Origin of the sequence: Mesorhizobium album (assembly GCF_033977205.1) — a bacterium.
Lineage (GTDB): Bacteria > Pseudomonadota > Alphaproteobacteria > Rhizobiales > Rhizobiaceae > Mesorhizobium > Mesorhizobium album.
Window position 1 is genome coordinate 81,471 of record NZ_JAVIIW010000017.1, and the last position, 18,029, is coordinate 99,499.

The 18,029-nt window shown below is 64.6% G+C and carries 15 protein-coding genes and 1 pseudogene; 10 read left to right on the forward strand and 6 right to left on the reverse strand.

Annotated features, from left to right (window positions below; translation table 11 throughout):
* Nucleotides 1-24: 24 nt before the first annotated feature.
* Together RFN28_RS16085 and RFN28_RS16090 are read left to right on the forward strand one after the other, a co-directional pair.
* Complete coding sequence (locus RFN28_RS16085; protein WP_320288353.1) at nt 25-1,038, forward strand: polyprenyl synthetase family protein; 1,014 nt, start codon at nt 25-27, stop codon at nt 1,036-1,038.
* Nucleotides 1,039-1,180: 142 nt separating this feature from the next.
* A complete protein-coding gene (locus tag RFN28_RS16090) occupies nt 1,181-2,956 on the forward strand; it encodes a tetratricopeptide repeat protein (RefSeq protein WP_320288301.1) in 1,776 nt (591 codons plus the stop codon).
* 61 nt (nt 2,957-3,017) lie between these two features.
* Here RFN28_RS16090 and RFN28_RS16095 read toward each other — a convergent pair whose 3' ends face one another.
* A complete protein-coding gene (locus tag RFN28_RS16095; RefSeq protein ID WP_320288302.1) occupies nt 3,018-3,479 on the reverse strand; it encodes a GNAT family N-acetyltransferase in 462 nt (153 codons plus the stop codon).
* A 145-nt stretch (nt 3,480-3,624) separates the two neighbouring features.
* On the opposite strand from RFN28_RS16095, the gene RFN28_RS16100 reads away from it, so the two are divergent.
* On the forward strand, nt 3,625-4,599 hold the full coding sequence (locus tag RFN28_RS16100; RefSeq protein WP_430678153.1) for a glycine--tRNA ligase subunit alpha: 975 nt from the start codon (nt 3,625-3,627) through the stop codon (nt 4,597-4,599).
* 1 nt (nt 4,600) lies between these two features.
* Here the strand turns inward: RFN28_RS16100 and RFN28_RS16105 are convergent.
* Nucleotides 4,601-4,711, reverse strand: a pseudogene (locus RFN28_RS16105) (IS5/IS1182 family transposase); the annotation flags it as partial.
* Nucleotides 4,712-4,987: 276 nt separating this feature from the next.
* On the opposite strand from RFN28_RS16105, the gene RFN28_RS16110 reads away from it, so the two are divergent.
* Nucleotides 4,988-6,538, forward strand: coding sequence for an FAD-dependent monooxygenase (locus tag RFN28_RS16110; protein WP_320288303.1), 1,551 nt, complete (start codon nt 4,988-4,990; stop codon nt 6,536-6,538).
* Nucleotides 6,539-6,643: 105 nt separating this feature from the next.
* Here RFN28_RS16110 and RFN28_RS16115 read toward each other — a convergent pair whose 3' ends face one another.
* Nucleotides 6,644-6,820, reverse strand: coding sequence for a hypothetical protein (locus tag RFN28_RS16115; RefSeq protein WP_320288304.1), 177 nt, complete (start codon nt 6,818-6,820; stop codon nt 6,644-6,646).
* A gap of 260 nt (nt 6,821-7,080) precedes the next feature.
* Between RFN28_RS16115 and glyS the strand changes: the two genes are divergently transcribed.
* Entirely contained in the window at nt 7,081-9,234 is a 2,154-nt protein-coding gene (gene glyS, locus RFN28_RS16120; RefSeq protein ID WP_320288305.1) for a glycine--tRNA ligase subunit beta, read from the forward strand.
* A 220-nt stretch (nt 9,235-9,454) separates the two neighbouring features.
* A complete protein-coding gene (locus tag RFN28_RS16125; protein WP_320288306.1) occupies nt 9,455-9,769 on the forward strand; it encodes an ATPase in 315 nt (104 codons plus the stop codon).
* Between the two features lie 91 nt (nt 9,770-9,860).
* Here the strand turns inward: RFN28_RS16125 and RFN28_RS16130 are convergent, their stop codons facing one another.
* Nucleotides 9,861-10,424 (reverse strand): hypothetical protein, encoded by a 564-nt coding sequence (locus tag RFN28_RS16130; RefSeq protein WP_320288307.1) that lies wholly within the window; start codon nt 10,422-10,424, stop codon nt 9,861-9,863.
* A 171-nt stretch (nt 10,425-10,595) separates the two neighbouring features.
* Here RFN28_RS16130 and RFN28_RS16135 point away from each other — a divergent pair, with 171 nt between their 5' ends.
* The 3 genes from RFN28_RS16135 (at nt 10,596) to RFN28_RS16145 (ending at nt 13,769) form a co-directional block, all read left to right on the forward strand.
* Entirely contained in the window at nt 10,596-11,558 is a 963-nt protein-coding gene (locus RFN28_RS16135) for an L-threonylcarbamoyladenylate synthase (protein ID WP_320288308.1), read from the forward strand.
* A 19-nt stretch (nt 11,559-11,577) separates the two neighbouring features.
* The gene (locus RFN28_RS16140; RefSeq protein WP_320288309.1) at nt 11,578-13,020 is read left to right on the forward strand and encodes an FAD-binding oxidoreductase; all 1,443 of its coding nucleotides are present in this window, start codon (nt 11,578-11,580) and stop codon (nt 13,018-13,020) included.
* 182 nt (nt 13,021-13,202) lie between these two features.
* Nucleotides 13,203-13,769 (forward strand): DUF6101 family protein, encoded by a 567-nt coding sequence (locus RFN28_RS16145; RefSeq protein WP_320288310.1) that lies wholly within the window; start codon nt 13,203-13,205, stop codon nt 13,767-13,769.
* 237 nt (nt 13,770-14,006) lie between these two features.
* On the opposite strand, the gene ubiA is transcribed toward RFN28_RS16145, so the two are convergent.
* Entirely contained in the window at nt 14,007-14,990 is a 984-nt protein-coding gene (gene ubiA, locus RFN28_RS16150) for a 4-hydroxybenzoate octaprenyltransferase (protein WP_320288311.1), read from the reverse strand.
* A 320-nt stretch (nt 14,991-15,310) separates the two neighbouring features.
* Between ubiA and purD the strand changes: the two genes are divergently transcribed.
* On the forward strand, nt 15,311-16,591 hold the full coding sequence (purD, locus tag RFN28_RS16155) for a phosphoribosylamine--glycine ligase (protein WP_320288312.1): 1,281 nt from the start codon (nt 15,311-15,313) through the stop codon (nt 16,589-16,591).
* A 59-nt stretch (nt 16,592-16,650) separates the two neighbouring features.
* Here purD and RFN28_RS16160 read toward each other — a convergent pair whose 3' ends face one another.
* A complete protein-coding gene (locus RFN28_RS16160; RefSeq protein ID WP_320288313.1) occupies nt 16,651-18,021 on the reverse strand; it encodes an alpha-glucosidase/alpha-galactosidase in 1,371 nt (456 codons plus the stop codon).
* Nucleotides 18,022-18,029: the final 8 nt, after the last annotated feature.

Here is an 18,029-nt window from a genome sequence, read left to right on the forward strand (position 1 = left end):
GTCAACGAGACGGGAGTGATCGTGGTGGGAGTGGTTCTCAATATCGAAGGCAAGCGGGAACCCGCTTCGATCAAGGATCTCATCGATCTGACGGCAGCCGATATGGGGCGCGTCAATGAGCTGATCCTGTCCAAGGCCGGCTCCGACGTCGAGATGATCCCCGAGATCGCCAACCACCTGATCTCGTCCGGCGGCAAGCGGCTCAGGCCGATGCTGACGCTCGCCGCCGCCCAGATGTTCGGCTATGCGGGCGAAGGCCACGTCAAGCTCGCCACCGCGGTCGAGTTCATGCATACCGCGACGCTGCTGCACGACGATGTCGTCGACGAGAGCGCGCTTCGCCGCGGCAAGAAGACCGCGCGCATGATCTGGGGCAACCAGGCAAGCGTGCTGGTCGGCGATTTCCTGCTTGGCCAGGCTTTCCGCATGATGGTCGAGGTGGGCTCGCTTGAGGCCTTGGATATCCTGTCGAGCGCCGCCTCCATCATCGCTGAGGGCGAGGTGATGCAGCTTGCGGCCGCCAAGAATCTCGAGACCACCGAGGACGAGCATTTCGCCGTCATCAAGGCCAAGACCGCCGCCCTGTTCTCTGCCGCCGCCGAAGTCGGCCCGGTGATCGCGCTAGCCTCCCGCAACGACCGCGCGGCGCTGCGCTCCTACGGCATGAATCTCGGCCTCGCCTTCCAGCTGATCGACGACGCGCTGGACTATGGTGGTTCCAGCAAGGATCTCGGCAAAAATGTCGGCGACGATTTCCGCGAGGGCAAGGTGACGCTGCCGGTGATCCTCGCCTACCGGCGCGGCACCAAGGCCGAGCGCACCTTCTGGAAGCGCGCCATCGAGGACAACGTCGCCGACGACGCCGGGCTGGAAAAGGCGATCGGCCTGATGACCCGCCATGGAGCCATCGCCGACACGATCGGCCGCGCGCGCCACTTCGGCGAGATCGCCCGCGACGCGCTGGCGCCGCTGGAGGCGACGCCGCAGAAATCGGCGCTGATCGACGTCATCGATTTCTGCATCAGCCGCGTCAACTGAGCCCCTGCTAAGGCGCTGACCCGATTGTGAAATCGCGCCGGGATTGAAGCCCGACCGCAAAAAGGCCATGCTTTGTCAGGAAATGTTCGAGTCTGTGGGCGGTCCGCCGAAGGCGGGATCCCGTCTGGCTGAAAGGGATAAGATGCAGCAAAGACGCGCGCGCTGGCTGACGAGGCTGGCATTTTTGACGGGTGTGGCGCTTTCGGTGCTGCCTGCCCATGCCAAGGAAAACGCCCAACCGATCCAGATCACGTCCTTCTCGGGCGCCTATCTTGCCGCGCATATCGCCGAAAGCGACAACGATCTCGACAATGCCATCGCCTATTACAAGCAGGCGCTGGCCTTTGCTCCCAACGACACCGACCTGCAGCAGAGCCTGATGCTGGCGCTGGTCGCGCAAGGCCACTTCGAGGAATCGCTGGTCTATGCCGACAAGCTCAAGGAGGTGCCCGATGTCGAGCGCTTCTCGCGCCTGGCGCTTGCCGTCGATTCCTTCCACAAGAAGGACTACGCCAAGGCTCAGTACTGGCTGAAGCTGTCGCTCGAATCCGACCTCGACCGGCTGCTTTCCGGCGTCATGGACGGCTGGGCCAAGGAGGGTGCTGGAAATGCATCCGAGGCGATGGAGTCCATTGACAAGCTCAAGGGGCCGGACTGGTTCGGCCTGTTCAAGTCCTTCCATCGCGCGCTGATCGCCGACGCAGCCGGTCTTTCCGACAAGGCCGATGAGATCTACGCCGCCACGCTGGCCGACACCGCCGCCGGCGGCTCCGCGCCCGAGACCTGGATGCGCAACGCCCAGGCCTATGCCTCCTTCCTCGCCCGCAGGGGCGACAAGGCGAAGGCGCTTTCGGTGCTCAACCAGGCCGAAGCCTTCGCGCCGGGTAAGCTCGAAATCACCACGCTGCGCGACAGGATCAATAAGGGTGACAAGATCGGGCCTCTCGTCGCCAGCCCGTCGGACGGCGCCTCGGAAATCCTGCTCGACCTCGCCACCGCGCTCAACCGCGGCGGCGGCGAGCCTTTCGTTCGCCTTTATCTGCAATATGCGCTGGCGCTGAAGCCGGACAGCGACGCCGCCCTCGTGCAGCTCGCCGCCGTCGACGAGCAGCTGAAGGACGGCGAGGGTGCGATCGCGCTCTACCGCCGCATTCCGGCCTCCTCGCCGCTGAAGGAACTTTCCGAGCTGCAGCTTGGTCTCAACCTTGCCGACATCGACCGCAACGACGAGGCGATCGCGCACCTCAAGGGGTATGTCGACGCGCACCCGACCGACATGCGCGGCTATCTCGCGCTCGGCGGCGTCTACTCCTCCAAGGAGGATTACCGTTCGGCCGCCAATCTCTACGACAAGGCGGCAGAGGTGCTGAAGACGCCGACTGCCGCCAACTGGAACATCTTTTACCAGCGCGGCATCGCCTATGAGCGGCTGAAGGAATGGCCGAAGGCCGAGCCCAATTTCCGCAAGGCGCTGGAACTGCAGCCCGACCAGCCTCAGGTTCTGAACTATCTCGGCTATTCCTGGGTCGACATGAACATGAACCTCAAGGAAGGCCTGGCGATGATCCAGAAGGCCGTGGATCTCAGGCCAAGCGACGGCTACATCGTCGATTCGCTGGGCTGGGCCTATTATCGCCTCGGCCGGTACGACGATGCCGTGCGCGAAATGGAGCGCGCCGTGTCGCTGAAGCCGGAAGACCCGGTCTTGAACGATCATCTGGGTGACGCCTATTGGCGCGTCGGCCGCAAGCTGGAAGCAACGTTCCAGTGGACCCAGGCGCGCGACCTGAAGCCGGAACCGGACGTGCTCGCCGCCCTGCAGCAGAAGCTGCTCAAGGGCCTGCCGCCGATCGAATCCAACACGGCGCAGGAAACCCAGAAGATGAAGCCGGTCACGCCGCCCCCACCGAAGGGCTGAGGCCTCAGATCGAGCATTTCTTACGGGGCCCTCGGGCCCCGGAGTTCTATCAGCAGCTCTGTCAGAACAGCTTCCGGTAGACGACGAAGCCGGAGCGCTCGCCGATCCTGTCATAGAGCTGCATGGCGGTGTGGTTGGTCTCATGCGTCTGCCAGTAGACGCGACCCGCGCCCGCCGACCTGGCGCGCTCGCAGACGCCTTCGATCAGCGCGCGGCCGACGCCCTGGCCGCGCGCGGCCTGTGAGGTGAAAAGGTCCTGCAGATAGCAGTTGGGCGCGATCGCCGTCGTCGAGCGGTGGTAGAGATAGTGGACGAGGCCGAGAAGCTTGCCGTCGCGCTCGGCCACCAGCGCATGCATCGGCTCATAGGCGTCGAAAAAGCGCGACCAGGTCATCTGGGTGATCTCGCCGGCAAGCGCCGTCTCGCCCGAGCGGCCGTAGAAAGCATTGTAGCCGTCCCAGAGCAGCAGCCACTGCTCGTAGTCCTGCCGGGTGACGGGACGGACGAGGAGTTGACCGGGCATGGCTGAACCTTTGTCGTTGCGGCTGAGGCTGAGAAAACGGCGAGCGTGAGCGCCCGGCAATGGGCCAGCCGGCCGCAAAGCGTTCAACCTCTCCATGCTCGGCGCAAGGCGCTGCCTTGACGCTTGCCGGCCCGGCAACTAGGGAATGCCCAATCCCGCGCTTTCCGAGGCCGCCGTGACCGTCGACATTCCTGCCCCCATGCATCCCAGCCGCTCCTTCCAGGGGCTGATCCTGACCTTGCACAATTACTGGGCCGACTATGGCTGCGTCATCCTGCAGCCCTACGACATGGAAGTCGGCGCCGGCACCTTCCATCCGGCAACCACCTTGCGTGCGCTAGGCCCCCGCCGCTGGAACGCCGCTTACGTGCAGCCGTCGCGCCGGCCGAAGGATGGCCGTTACGGCGAGAACCCGAACCGGCTGCAGCACTACTATCAGTACCAGGTGATCCTGAAGCCGAACCCGCCCAATCTGCAGGAACTCTATCTCGGCTCGCTTGAGGCGATCGGCGTCGATCCGCTGCTGCACGACATCCGCTTCGTCGAGGACGACTGGGAAAGCCCGACGCTGGGCGCCTGGGGGCTTGGCTGGGAATGCTGGTGCGACGGTATGGAAGTCTCGCAATTCACCTATTTCCAGCAGGTCTGCGGCATCGAATGCGCGCCGGTGGCGGGCGAGCTCACCTATGGACTCGAGCGGCTCGCCATGTATGTGCAGGGCGTCGACAATGTCTACGATTTGAACTTCAACGGTCGCGAGGGCGCCGAGAAAGTCACTTACGGCGATGTCTTCCTGCAGGCCGAGCAGGAATATTCGCGCCACAATTTCGAATTCGCCAACACGGCGATGCTGCTTCGGCATTTCGAGGATGCCGAGGCCGAATGCAAGGCGCTGCTTGCTGCCGGCGCGCCAGCGTCGAACGACAATCTGGCAATGCACCGGATGGTCTTTCCCGCCTACGACCAGTGCATCAAGGCGAGCCACCTCTTCAACCTGCTGGACGCGCGCGGCGTGATTTCCGTCACCGAGCGCCAGAGCTATATCCTGCGCGTGCGCAATCTGGCCAAGGCTTGCGGGGAGGCGTTCCTGAAGACGCAGGCGGGTGGTCTGGCGGCCTGATGCGCGGCCTGGGATGATCAAGCAACGTGCCTGCGATCTGACCGTCGTGCGTTGGCCTGGCGTCGCCAAATCGGATCGGGAATCCTTGCGCATCGACGACGACGTGGATCTTGCAACCGGCCGTTCATCCTGTGTCGCTTATCCGCGCATAGCGTTGGGCGGCCGGCCGTTGCGGTTAGCTCTCCATGATGCTATGCGAGCCGCGTCGGAAAAGGCAGACTTGGTTTGGTAAGCCCAAGTCCTTTCGGTAACGAAAGCTCTGGTCTTTGGCCTCGCGCACGAGATCCCCACGACGAACAACGGACGCTCTTCAAGCGCCCAATCGTTCGTCGGTGAGGTTCTCAGGTTCGAGAAACGCTCCGGTCGAACGTCGACAACGGAGAAGTTTATGCACCGCCCCGACACTGCCCTCTATGACGTCATCATCGCCGGCGCCGGTCCCGTCGGCCTGTTCCTGGCTTCCGAGCTGCGGCTTGCGGGCTGTTCGGTAACGGTGCTGGAAAAGGCGCAAGACCCGCATTCGCCGCTGAAGGACCAGCCGTTTGGGCTGCGTGGCCTTTCGGTGCCTACCATCGAGTGCTTCGATCGCCGTGACCTGCTGAACGATCTAAAGGTCCGCGCGGCCGGTCGCAACACGCCGGCGTCCGCGCACTGGATGCAGCAGCAGCGTCGCCCGGGCGGTCACTTTGCTGGTATCCAGTTCTTCCACGATCAGATCGACAGCGCGCAATGGCCATATCGCCTGTCCGGCCCGACCGGCAGCATCGCGGCCGATATGGCGAGCATCGAGGCCGTGCTGGCGATTCGCGCCGAGATGCTGGGCATAGAGATACGGCGCGGCTGCGGCGTCGAGACTCTCGAGCCATCGGGCGATCACGTCACCGTCGAGGCGGGCGGGGAAACGACCCGAGGCCGTTGGCTCGTCGGCTGCGACGGCGGGCGCAGCACCGTGCGAAAGGCGGCTGGTATCGGGTTCACCGGCACCGATCCGGAGTTCACCGGCTATTCGGTGCAGGTCGAGCTGGCCGATCCGGCCGCGCTCAGGCCCGGTCGCCATTACACAGCCTCGGGCATGTACACCTATGCGGCGCCCGGCACGATCGCGATGGTCGATTTCGACGACGGCGCCTTCCACCGCACCGAGCCTGGGCGCGACCATGTCGAGACGGTGCTGCGTAAGGTCTCAGGCATCGATGTGACGGTGACAGCCCTTCGTCTTGCCACCACCTGGACCGACCGCGCCTATCAGGCGACGAACTATCGCGAGGGCCGCGTGTTGCTGGCCGGCGATGCCGCGCATATCCATTCGCCGCTGGGCGGCCAGGGCCTGAACCTCGGCCTCGGCGACGCGATGAACCTTGGCTGGAAGCTCGCCGCCACGATCCGGGGCGACGCGCCGGACGACCTGCTCGACAGCTATGCGAACGAACGGCATCCGGTGGGCGCACAGATCCTCGATTGGTCCCGCGCGCAGGTCGCGCTGATGCGGCCGGGCGCCAGCTCGCGCGCGCTTGAAGCCATCATCCGCGATCTCATCGACACGCGCGACGGCGCGACCTATTTCGCCGAGCGCGTATGGGGCGTCGGGATCCGTTATGATCTGGGCGAGAGCCATCCGCTGGTTGGTCGCAGCGTGCCGGATTTCGAACTGCTCGACGGCAGCAGGGTGAACCACCATCTGCGGAACGGACGCGGCCTGCTGCTGGACTTCGGCGCGAATGCATTGCTGCGGGCGCTTGCGGCCCGCTGGGGCGATAGGATCAGCTATGTCGCGGAGGGCGCGACCGAGCGGCTTGGGATGAAAGCCGCGCTGGTTCGGCCGGACGGCGTGACTGCCTGGGCGTGCGACGCGAAGGCCGATCTCGGAGAGTTAGCGCAGATCGCGACGCGGTGGTTCGGCAAGCCGAAGGATTTTACGCAATCAGCCTCCGGGGTTTGACTGGCTTTGATGCTTGACGCGGAACGGCGGCGTTCCTGCCTGCGTCGCTCGAAAGGGCCTGACCGAGAACCACCAATCTCGGTCATTCCCGATTCATTGCCCAGCTCAATACGGCTTCGTGATTTCCGCGGCGGCGGTGACCGGCCACGTATTCTGGCTGCTTGCGCCGTCGATCGTGCGCATCGCCTGGCGGACGCCCGGCATCGAGAACGTGCCATGCATCTGGGCGGCGAAGCAGGCGCTCAGTGCCAGGATCTGCAGGGTTCTCGATACCGCCTTCATGGTCGTTCAGCCAATAGTTCTCTGCCTGAGCGTTGGTCGCTTCAGCGCTGCGTTCGGTTCACGGGAATTTCTGCTCCTAGGACGGGCAGGTCCGCGCCATCCCGACAGTCGGCCGAAAATTTCGCGAAATCGGCAGTAGCCAAGGCCTCGCTTGCGGGGTGACAGCGGCCAGCCGAGTTGCTATTTCCCGCGCATTCATGACACCCACCGGCGCTATGCGCCGGCCCTCCCCATCGAGGGGAGGGTGAGGAGCTCAATTTATGCCCGACCTGCTTTTGGAACTTCGCTCCGAGGAAATCCCCGCGCGCATGCAGCGCAAGGCTGCCGGGGATCTGAAGAAGATGCTGACCGACGGCCTGGTCGAGGCGGGTCTGACCTACGAGGCGGCGCGCGAATACTGGACGCCGCGGCGCCTGGCGCTCGACATACGGGGGCTGACCGCGCGCTCGAAGGACATTCGCGAGGAGATCAAGGGTCCCTCGACCACGGCGCCGGAGCAGGCTGTTCAGGGTTTCCTGCGCAAGGCCGGCCTTGCCTCGATCGCCGAGGCGCATATCCAATCCGATCCGAAGAAGGGTGACTTCTATGTCGCCCGGATCTCGAAGCCCGGCAGGGCGGCGGAAGCAATCATCGCCGAGCTGGTGCCGGGCATCATCAAAGACTTCCCATGGCCGAAATCGATGCGCTGGGGGCCGGCATCGGCCAAGCCAGGTTCGCTGCGCTGGGTGCGGCCGCTGCAATCGATCGTCTGCACTTTCGGCCCCGAGACCGAGGAGCCGGTGGTGGTCGATTTCGAGATCGACGGTATCCGCTCCGGCAACGTCACCTACGGCCACCGCTTCCACGTGCCGGGCGCGATCACCGTGCGCCGCTTCGACGACTACGTGGCCAAGCTCGAGGCGGCCAAGGTCGTGCTCGATGCCGACCGGCGCAAGGAGATCATCCTTCACGACGCCCGCAACATCGCCTTCGCCAACGGCCTCGACCTCGTCGAGGACGAAGGCCTGCTGGAGGAAGTCTCCGGCTTGGTCGAATGGCCGGTCGTGCTGATGGGCGAGTTCGAACAGGATTTCCTCACCATTCCGGCCGAGGTCATCCGCCTCACCATCCGCGCCAACCAGAAGTGCTTCGTCACCCGGCCGCACGGCGCGGCCGAGGACCTCTCCAACCGCTTCATCCTGGTCGCCAACATCGAGGCGTCCGATGGCGGCAAGGAAATCGCATACGGCAACGGCAAGGTGGTGCGGGCACGCCTGTCCGACGCGCTCTATTTCTGGAAAACCGACCAGGGCGACCTGCCGGACCTCGACCAGCTGCAGGAGTCGGCGGCAAAGTTCGACCTGAACTTGAAGAAGCCGCTTGACCAGCGCATGGCGCGGCTCGATCATCTCAACGTCACCTTCCATGCCAAGCTTGGCACGCAAGGGGCTCGCGTGGAGCGCATCAGGCGGTTGGCCGAGGAGCTGGCACCGGTGGTCCGCGCCGATCCCGCGCTCACCGCCCGAGCTGCGGTGCTCGCCAAGGCCGACCTGCAGACCGAGGTGGTCGGCGAGTTTCCGGAGCTACAGGGCGCCATGGGCCACAAATATGCGCTGCTGCAGGGCGAGCATCCGTCGGTGGCCGCGGCCGCCGAGGAGCATTACAAGCCGCAGGGCCCGTCCGACCGCGTGCCGACCGATCCGGTCTCGGTTGCCGTCGCCCTTGCCGACAAGCTCGACACGCTCACCGGCTTCTGGGCGATTGATGAAAAGCCGACGGGCTCGAAGGACCCCTTCGCGTTGCGTCGCGCAGCACTTGGCGTGGTAAGGATCCTGATCGAGAACCGCATTCGGCTGGGGCTGACTTCGATCTTCGGCAAGGCCTTTGCGAACGTCGCCGGCGGCGCCGGCCAGACGTCGGACCTGCTTGCCTTCTTCCACGACCGTCTAAAAGTCTATCTCCGCGATCAGGGCGCACGGTACGACCTGATCGACGCTGTCATCACGCCACAGTCTGACGACCTTCTGCAGATCGTCCGCCGCGTCGAGGCACTAGGCTCCTTCCTCGACACCGAGGATGGCAAGAACCTGCTTGCCGGCACCAAGCGCGCCGCCAACATCCTGGCGGCCGAAGAGAAGAAGAAAACGCTGATCGCCGAGACTGTTGAGCCGGCGCTGTTCCGCGAACACGCGGAAAAGAAGCTGTTTGTTGCGGTGAATCAGGCCGAGAAGGAAGCCGGCCAAGCGATTCAAAATGAAGATTTTTCCGCAGCTATGCTGACGCTTAGCGTGTTGCGTGAACCGGTTGATTCATTTTTTGAAGGCGTTCTCGTGAATGATGAGGACCGGGCCGTGCGCGCCAACCGGTTGGCCCTGCTTGCCCGCATCCGCGCCGCCACCGACCAGGTCGCCGATTTTTCAAAAATCGTCGGCTGACGGCTCAAAAATCGGATGATCCAAGGCTGCCTGCACCCACAAGGTGCGGGCATGCTTCAGCAATCTGGCGTCCGAAATTTAATGCGCCGGAGCCGGCTTACAGTCATATGGCGATGACCTCCGCATGGGAGAACCAATGCATGTCGCCCAGAAGTGTGCAGCGGTTCTGGGACAACGACATGCATCAAACAAAAGACGTTCCCTACCACGGAGGCATGCCATGAATTCCGTTCACGACATCGAATTGACCGAACAGACCCCGGCCGCCGCCGAGGCCATCGAATCCGCTTCCAACGACATCCTCGACCATGCCGCCGCTGCGGCGGTCGAAGCCGCCGATCTGTCCGACGAGGACGAGGAAGAAGGCGACGAGGGCGACGATGAAGACAGCGACGAAGTCAGCGACGACGATGACGACGAAGACGCTGATGAGGAAGCCAAAGCCTCGGGCGACGATGAGTCGGACGACGAGGATGAAGACGGCGAGGACGACGAAGACGAGTCCGAAGACGACGACAAGGAAGAAGCGGCCTGAGCCGTTTCTCGTTGCGTGAAAAACGAAGGGCGGCGCGGCAAGCGTCGCCCTTTTTTCATCGGTTCCCGAGATCGGCGGCCGCGCGGCTGGCCTACATTGCCTTGCCGACCGGCGGCAGTGTCGCGGGGGTTTTTGGTTTGGCTTGCGGCTGCGCGTGGCCGCCCGACGCGTTTGCTGCCGCCTTGTTGTCTGCAGCTTTCGTCTCGCCGTTGGGCGCCGCCGCAGTGGTGCCGTTTGCCGGTATCGCCGTAGCCGGCGCGGTACCGGTCGCCGGTGTCGCCGGCGCGGTGGTCTTGGCTGAGGCGGTCGCCGCAGGCGTCGCGAAGGCGCCGCCGACCACACCGCCGCGAATGATCATCGGCGTCTGCGCGTGCCGCGATTTCTCCGGGATCGCCGCGACCTTCTCATCCGTGACGGCCGGCACCGGATCGCCGAGCGCCACGATCGACGGCGTCGAGGCAGCGGAGATCTGCCCGACCGCGGCCAGCCTGACCACCGATGGCGTCGAGGTCGCAGCGCCAAGCACGACGATGGATGAAGCTTGCGCCAAACCGGTCGTCGCCAAAAGGCCGATGCCGATAGCTCCCAGAGCAATTCCGGGAAAAGCGGGTAACGCTTTTCCGTCCGGAATTGCGCCAAAATAAAGCATGCGCATCACGAGAACTCCCCGAGCCCAACAACCGGAAATCCGCACCCTAGTGCCGGCGAATTGATGCCGGCTTGCCCGGAAACTTAACATTTTAGGGATTGATAAATCGCCAATGCCCGCCTTGCCCCGAATTCGCCGCCGTATTACGGGACCGGCGTATCGATGATGGTGACGAATTTGGCTGAGATACTTGCCGTCGGCGAGGCGATGAAACGGGCGCTGGCGCTGCTGGAAGGCGGCGAGGTTGTCGCCATCCCGACCGAGACCGTTTACGGGCTGGCGGGCGACGCCACCAGCGGCGCTGCCGTGGCGCGCATCTTCGAAGCCAAGGGCCGCCCGCGCTTCAATCCGCTGATCGCCCATGTCGCCGATCTCGCCATGGCCGAACGCATTGCGGTGTTCGATCCGCTGTCGACCAAGCTGGCCAAGGCCTTCTGGCCCGGCCCGCTGACACTGGTGCTGCCGCAGCGCCCTGAAAACGGCATCCATCCGCTTGTCACCGCGGGGCTGGACACCATCGCGCTGCGCATGCCGCGGGGCTTCGGCGGCGGGCTGATTGCGCGGCTCGGCCGGCCGCTCGCCGCCCCCAGCGCCAATTCCTCGGGCAGGATCAGCGCCACGACGGCGCAAGCGGTTGCGGCCGATCTCGGCGGGAAGATCAAGCTGGTCGTCGATGGCGGCGCCACGCCGGTCGGCCTGGAATCGACCATCGTCAAGATCGAGGATGGCAAGCTGAAACTGCTGAGGCCGGGCGGCATCGCTGCCGAAGAGATCGAAGCTGTCGCCGGCGTGGAACTGGTGCGCGGCGCTGCCGGTATTGAGGCGCCCGGCATGCTCGCCTCGCATTATGCGCCGGGCGCTTCGATGCGGCTCAATGTCGGCAGGATCGCCAGCGGCGAGGCGCTGCTCGCCTTCGGCCGCGATCGTGCGGAAGGCTGGCAGAATGCGGTGGCGGTGCGCAATCTTTCCGAGACAGGCGATCTGCGCGAGGCGGCGACCAATCTATTCGCCTATATGCAGGCGCTCGACCGCAGCGGCGCCGCCACCATAGCCGTCGAGCCGATCCCGTTCGACGGCCTCGGCGAGGCGATCAACGACCGGTTGGCGCGCGCCGCCGCGCCGCGTGACAAGATCGAATGAGCGCCATAGTTTGGGCTCCATGAACGATCAAGCCGACGACCAGCCCTTCGACCTCGATCCCGCCCTCATCGACCGTTTCGCGGCCATCGTCGGCGACAAATACGCGCTGCGCGACCAGGCCGACATCGCGCCCTACATCACCGAGCGGCGCGGCCTCTGGCACGGCAGGACATCGCTGGTGCTCAGGCCGGGCAGCGTCGAGGAAGTGAGCCGCATCATGCGGCTGGCGAGCGAAACCGGAACGCCGGTTGTGCCGCAGAGCGGCAACACCGGTCTGGTCGGCGCCCAGGTGCCGGACAAGTCCGGGCGCGACATCGTGCTGTCGTTGTCGCGGCTGAACCGCATCCGCGAAATCGATGTGCTGTCGAACACGATCACCGCCGAGGCCGGCGTCATCCTGCAGACGCTGCAGGAAGCAGCCGACGCCGCCGACCGCCTGTTTCCGCTGTCGCTCGCAGCGCAGGGCTCCTGCCAGATCGGCGGCAATCTCTCCTCCAATGCCGGCGGCACCGGCGTGCTCGCCTATGGCAATGCGCGCGAGCTGTGCCTGGGCGTCGAGGTGGTGCTGCCGACCGGCGAAGTGTTCGACGATCTGCGCAAGCTGAAGAAGGACAACACCGGCTACGATTTGAAGAACCTCTTCGTCGGCGCCGAGGGCACGCTGGGCGTCATCACCGCCGCGGTGCTGAAACTCTTTCCCAAGCCGAAGGGCAGGGAGGTCGCCTTCGTCGGCCTGTCTTCGGCGAGAGATGCGCTCTCACTGTTCACCCTGGCGATGGACCAGGCCGGCGCTGCGCTCACCGCCTTCGAGCTGATCGGCAAGAGGCCCTATGACTTCACGCTTCTGCATGCGCAGGGCGTGACGCGGCTGCTGGCCGGCGACTGGCCGTGGTATGCGCTGATGCAGATCTCTTCCGGCCGCTCGGAGGCGGACGGCAGGGCGCTGATGGAGGAGGTGCTGGCGGCCGGCCTGGAGCGCGGCATCGTCGGCGACGCGGTGGTCGCGGCAAGCCTTGCCCAGGGCTATGCCTTCTGGAATTTCCGCGAGGTGCTGCCCGAGTGCCAGAAGCCCGAAGGCGCCTCGATCAAGCACGACATCTCGGTGCCGATCGCCTCGATCCCGGATTTCATCGAGAAGGCCGCAAGCGCGGTCGCCTCCGTCAGCCCCGGCGCGCGCGTCGTCTGCTTCGGCCACATGGGCGACGGCAACCTGCACTACAACATTTCGCGTCCCGAAGGCGGCGACGACGAAGCCTTCCTCGCTCTCTACCGCCCGATGAACAAAGCCGTGCACGATGTCGTGCGCTCCTTCCACGGCTCCATCTCGGCCGAGCACGGCATCGGCCAGCTGAAGCGCGACGAACTGATCGCAACGGCGCCGCCGATGGCGATCGAACTGATGCGCCGGGTAAAGGTGGCCTTCGATCCGGCAGGCATCATGAATCCCGGTAAGGTTATCTAACTCTTCCTACATCTTGTGGCTGGTCGCATTCCGATAACCATGGCTCAGATCAGCAAAATTTAACCGACTTTCTTAAGCGCGGCGGTAAGAAGCGAGCACTAATGTTTCTCCCATAACGAGGCCGGAAAACCGGCCCGGAGAGAACCGGAAAACGGCCCTCAGGAGAAACAGGAAGGCACTCGATGAACACTGGACTGAAGCCAGTCTGGGCCGGGCGCAACATGCGTCTCGACCCGTTTCGCCTGCCGCAAATGGTGAGCTATGCCACGCGCGACGACTATGGCGATGTTACCTTCACCATCGACCAGCGTGGCGCGATCATCCGGCGCATGCTGGAGATGAGCGGCGTGCCGGCGATCATCGCGCTGCCCGCCAAGGCGTTTCGCGGCGTCGCCGCCCGCGCCATGGAAGACCCGGACGGCAATGTCACCGTGACGCTGGAGCTTCTGCACAATGATCCGATGCTGTCGGTGCCGCTTCTGGTCGCCGACGATCTCGACGACGTTGCCGCCGACTGGCGCGCCTGGGCCGAAGCCTATCGCCTGCCGATGCTCCTGATCGAGGCCGACGGCATTGCCCGCACGCTGGAAGAATCGCTCGGCGCCGCCATCAAGGCGCTGCCGCCGCAGGAGCGCCGCAAGGGCCGCGTGTCCAACATGCGCCGCCCGCGCTTCCTAGCACGCCGCAAGGCCGGCAATCTTGGCCTGCGTCTCGTCATCGGCGGCGAGGAGATCATCGCGCGGGAGTAGGCTGCTTGTCGCGCTGGCGATTGGCGAAACCGTCGATGACAGCCTTCTTCCCCCGTCACTATACGGGGAGAGGTGCCCGGCAGGGCGATGAGGGGCGGCGCTGACCTTGATGTTTGGCCATCTCAAAATCTAATCCGACGCACCGCGGTATCGCCGCTGTGCATTCGCCTTGCCTCCAAGGTTGGCGCTACATCCGGCTGCCGCCACCTTCCCGTATAGTGACTGGGAGAAGGGAGACTACACCAGCGGCTTCAGCGCCACCCACAGCGCGCCGCCGATAAGCCCCAGAAAGATCAGCCAGCCCACCTGGTTGTTCGACTTGAACAGTCTCAGGCACTGATCCGGATCGTTGATGTCGAGCCGGATGATCTGGCGCGCCATATGCGCGCCGGCGGCGATCAGTCCGGCCAGCGCCGGCATCGGCACTTGCGCCGAGGCGAAGGCGATTGCGAAGCAGACGAGCGTGCCGCCATAGAGCCCGGTGAGCCAGGTCTTAGTGTTGTCGCCGAAGAGCCGCGCCGTCGAGCGCACGCCGACAATGGCGTCGTCTTCCTTGTCCTGATGCGCGTAGATCGTGTCGTAGCCGATCACCCACAGGATCGAGCCGACATAGAGCATGATGGCCGGCCCATCGAGATCGCCGAACTCGGCCGCCCAGCCCATCAGCGCGCCCCATGAGAAGGCCAGCCCAAGCACCAATTGCGGCCAGTTGGTAATGCGCTTCATGAACGGATAGACGGCGACGATGGCGAGCGAGGCGATGCCGAGCAGAATGGCGAAACTGTTGAACTGCAAAAGCACCGCGAGGCCAATCAGCGCCTGGATGACCAGAAACGCCCAGGCCTGGCGGCGCGTCACCTTGCCGGCCGGCAGCGGTCGCGAGCGCGTCCGCTCGACCTGGTTGTCGATGTCCTCGTCGACAATGTCGTTGTAGGTGCAGCCGGCACCGCGCATCGCGACGGCGCCGATGAAAAACAGCAGCAGGTACCAAGGCGCCGGCAACAGCGTCAGCAGCGGATCGGTCGGTCGCGGATAGGCGCTTGCGGCAAGGGCTGCAGACCACCAGCAAGGCCACAGAAGCAGTTGCCAGCCGATCGGTCGATCCCAGCGCGCAAGCTGCGCATAGGGCCACAGCCAGCGCGGCAGCGCGCGGTAGACCCAATGGCCGCTCGGCGCATCGGCGACGCGGCCCTGATTTGCTTTCGACTGGATGGGTTCCATTGCTTTGGAGTGGCAGCAGCGGCGGGCGCCGTCAAGCGGCAGGCAGAGCAATTCCGAGAAACGTGTGAAGCGGTTTTCCGTTCGGAATTGCGTGAAAACAAAGAGATAGAGTGGTTCGCCGTTTCCGTGAAACGGTGAACCACTCGAGCGGTCAGCCGGTGAAAACATCGTGAGCCAGCGAGGCCATCGCAGCCTGGAGGATAGCCGGCGCGCTATTGTTCTGGTGTGCAACCGTCACCAAATTGCCGACACGCCTTGACCCGCCGCCCGCGGACCAATAGCGGGTTCAGGGCAGAGACGATCGGCAGCAAGAGGTGGCCATGAACGTTCTTCTTCTCGGTTCGGGCGGCCGCGAACACGCGCTGGCCTGGAAGCTCTCCGCCTCGCCGCTGCTCACCAGGCTCTATGCCTCGCCGGGCAATCCCGGCATCGGCCGCGTTGCCGAGCTGGTCAAGCTGGACATTTCCGACCATTCCACCATTGCCGCCTTCTGCCAGCAGAACAAGATCGATCTCGTCGTGGTCGGTCCGGAGGCCCCGCTGGTGGCCGGCATTGCCGACGATCTGCGCGCCTGGGGCATACGCGTCTTCGGCCCATCCAAGGCAGCTGCCCGGCTCGAAGGCTCGAAGGGCTTCACCAAGGACCTTTGCGCGAAATTCAATATTCCGACCGCCGCTTATGGCCGCTTCAGCGACCTCGCTTCGGCCAAGGCCTATGTCGAGAAGATGGGAGCGCCGATCGTCATCAAGGCCGACGGGCTCGCCGCCGGCAAGGGCGTCACGGTCGCCATGACGGTGGACGAGGCGCTTGCTGCGCTCGACGCATGCTTTGACGGCTCGTTCGGCGCTGCCGGCGCCGAGGTGGTCGTCGAGGAATTTCTGACCGGCGAGGAGGCGAGCTTCTTCTGCCTCTGCGACGGCGCCACCGCCTTGCCCTTCGGCACAGCGCAGGACCACAAGCGCGTCGGCGACGGCGATACCGGCCCGAACACCGGCGGCATGGGCGCCTATTCTCCGGCGCCGGTGATGACGCCTCAGATGACCGAGCGCACCATGCGCGAGATCATCGAGCCGACCATGCGCGGCATGGCCAATATCGGCGCGCCTTTCGCCGGCATCCTCTTCGCCGGGCTGATGATCACCGACCAGGGGCCGAAGCTCATCGAATACAACACCCGCTTCGGCGATCCCGAATGCCAGGTGCTGATGATGCGGCTGAAGGATGATCTGCTCGTCCTGCTCAACGCCGCCGTCGATGGCCAGCTCGCGCATATGTCGGCGCGCTGGAGCGACGAGGCCGCGCTCACCGTGGTGATGGCGGCGAGGGGCTATCCCGGCACGCCGGAAAAGGGCTCGGTCATCCGCGGTTTGGAGCAGGCGGAAGGCGAGGGCGTGGAGATCTTCCACGCCGGCACCACCATCAATGGCGGCGCGCTGGTCGCCAATGGCGGTCGCGTGCTCAATGTCACCGCGCTCGGCGCCACTGTCGGGGAGGCGCAGAAACGAGCCTACGCCGCGCTCGACCGCATCGACTGGCCGCAGGGCTTCTGCCGCCGCGATATCGGCTGGCGCGCCGTCGAGCGCGAAAAGGCCGGCGTCTGAGCAATTCCAGGAAAAGTGCGTAGCGGTTTTCCGTCCGGAATTGCGCAAAACAAACGTGATCAGGCGGCCTTGCTCCTGCCGTCCTTGCGCGCCCAGGCCGGCAGCCAGTCGCCGTGAGCGGCGATGAGATCGTCGACAAGCGACCAGATCTGGTCGAGATCGAGCTCGGCCGCGGTGTGCGGATCCATCATCGCCGCGTGGTAGATGTGCTCGCGGTTCTCGCTCATCAGCGCCCGCACCGTCAGTTCCTGCACATTGATATTGGTGCGGATCAGCGCCGTGAGCTGCGGCGGCAGGTCGCCGATATAGGTCGGCTGGATGCCGGAGGCATCGACCAGGCATGGCACTTCCGCCGCGCAGTCGAACGGCAGCGAGGTGATGCAGCCATTGTTGCGGACATTGCCGTAGATCACCGACGGCTCGGCGGTCCAGACCGAGTTCATGATCTCTGAGGCATATTCCCTCGACTGCGCCACCTCGATCCGGTCGGCCGAGCGGTAGGCCTCGGCCTGTCTCTTCCAGCCCTCGATCTGCTCGATGCAGCGCTTGGGATATTCATCCAGCGGAATGCCGTATTTCTCGATCAGGTCGGCGCGGCCGTCCTTGATGAAATAGGGCGTGTACTCGGCGAAATGCTCCGAGCTTTCGGTGACGAAATAGCCGAGCCTGGTCAGCATCTCGTAGCGCACCTTGTTCGGGCAGCGCGGGTTCCAGCCGGGCTTCGGCGCCCGACCCTCGCGATAGGCGCGGATGAGGTCGGGGTAGAGGTCACGATAGGAGCCGTCCGGCTGGCGATGCTCGAACTTGAGATAATAGGCCATGTGGTTGATGCCGGCCGAGCGGTAGCGGATCTCCTCGTAAGGGAGGTCGAGGTCGTGCGCCAATTCCATCGCCGTGCCCTGCACCGAATGGCAGAGGCCGACCTGCTTGATTTGGGGGTATCTCTCGGCGATCGCCCAGGTGTTGATCGCCATCGGGTTGACATATTGCAGCATGATCGCCTCGGGGCAGACGGCGAGCATATCCTCGCAGATCTTCCACAGATGCGGCACGGTCCTTAAGCCCCGCATGATGCCGCCGACGCCGAGCGTGTCGGCGATCGTCTGGCGCAGGCCGTATTTCTTCGGCACCTCGAAGTCGGTGACGGTGCAGGGCTCATAGCCGCCGATCTGGAAGGCGACGACGACGAAGTCGGCGCCGGAGAGCGCCTTGCGCTGGTCGGAATAGGTCTCGGCCTTCGCCTTCACGCCGAGCGTGGCGATCAGCTTGTTGACGACGAGCGCGCTTTCTTCCAGCCGCTGCGGATTGATGTCCATCAGCGCGACCGTGGCGCCCGAAAGTGCCGGCCTCTGCAGCACGTCGCCGATGATATTCTTCATGAATACCGTCGAGCCGGCGCCGATGAAGGTGATCTTGGGATTTCTTGCCACTGTAAGCC

Excerpts from the sequence above, each read along its gene's own strand:
- RFN28_RS16110 (WP_320288303.1), top strand. The coding sequence starts at position 4,988 with ATGCACCGCCCCGACACTGCCCTCTATGACGTCATCATCGCCGGCGCC.
- RFN28_RS16125 (WP_320288306.1), top strand. The coding sequence starts at position 9,455 with ATGAATTCCGTTCACGACATCGAATTGACCGAACAGACCCCGGCCGCC.
- RFN28_RS16090 (WP_320288301.1), top strand. The coding sequence starts at position 1,181 with ATGCAGCAAAGACGCGCGCGCTGGCTGACGAGGCTGGCATTTTTGACG.
- ubiA (WP_320288311.1), bottom strand. The coding sequence starts at position 14,990 with ATGGAACCCATCCAGTCGAAAGCAAATCAGGGCCGCGTCGCCGATGCG.
- RFN28_RS16115 (WP_320288304.1), bottom strand. The coding sequence starts at position 6,820 with ATGAAGGCGGTATCGAGAACCCTGCAGATCCTGGCACTGAGCGCCTGC.
- glyS (WP_320288305.1), top strand. The coding sequence starts at position 7,081 with ATGCCCGACCTGCTTTTGGAACTTCGCTCCGAGGAAATCCCCGCGCGC.
- purD (WP_320288312.1), top strand. The coding sequence starts at position 15,311 with ATGAACGTTCTTCTTCTCGGTTCGGGCGGCCGCGAACACGCGCTGGCC.
- RFN28_RS16100 (WP_430678153.1), top strand. The coding sequence starts at position 3,625 with ATGCCCAATCCCGCGCTTTCCGAGGCCGCCGTGACCGTCGACATTCCT.
- RFN28_RS16140 (WP_320288309.1), top strand. The coding sequence starts at position 11,578 with ATGAACGATCAAGCCGACGACCAGCCCTTCGACCTCGATCCCGCCCTC.
- RFN28_RS16130 (WP_320288307.1), bottom strand. The coding sequence starts at position 10,424 with ATGCGCATGCTTTATTTTGGCGCAATTCCGGACGGAAAAGCGTTACCC.
- RFN28_RS16145 (WP_320288310.1), top strand. The coding sequence starts at position 13,203 with ATGAACACTGGACTGAAGCCAGTCTGGGCCGGGCGCAACATGCGTCTC.
- RFN28_RS16095 (WP_320288302.1), bottom strand. The coding sequence starts at position 3,479 with ATGCCCGGTCAACTCCTCGTCCGTCCCGTCACCCGGCAGGACTACGAG.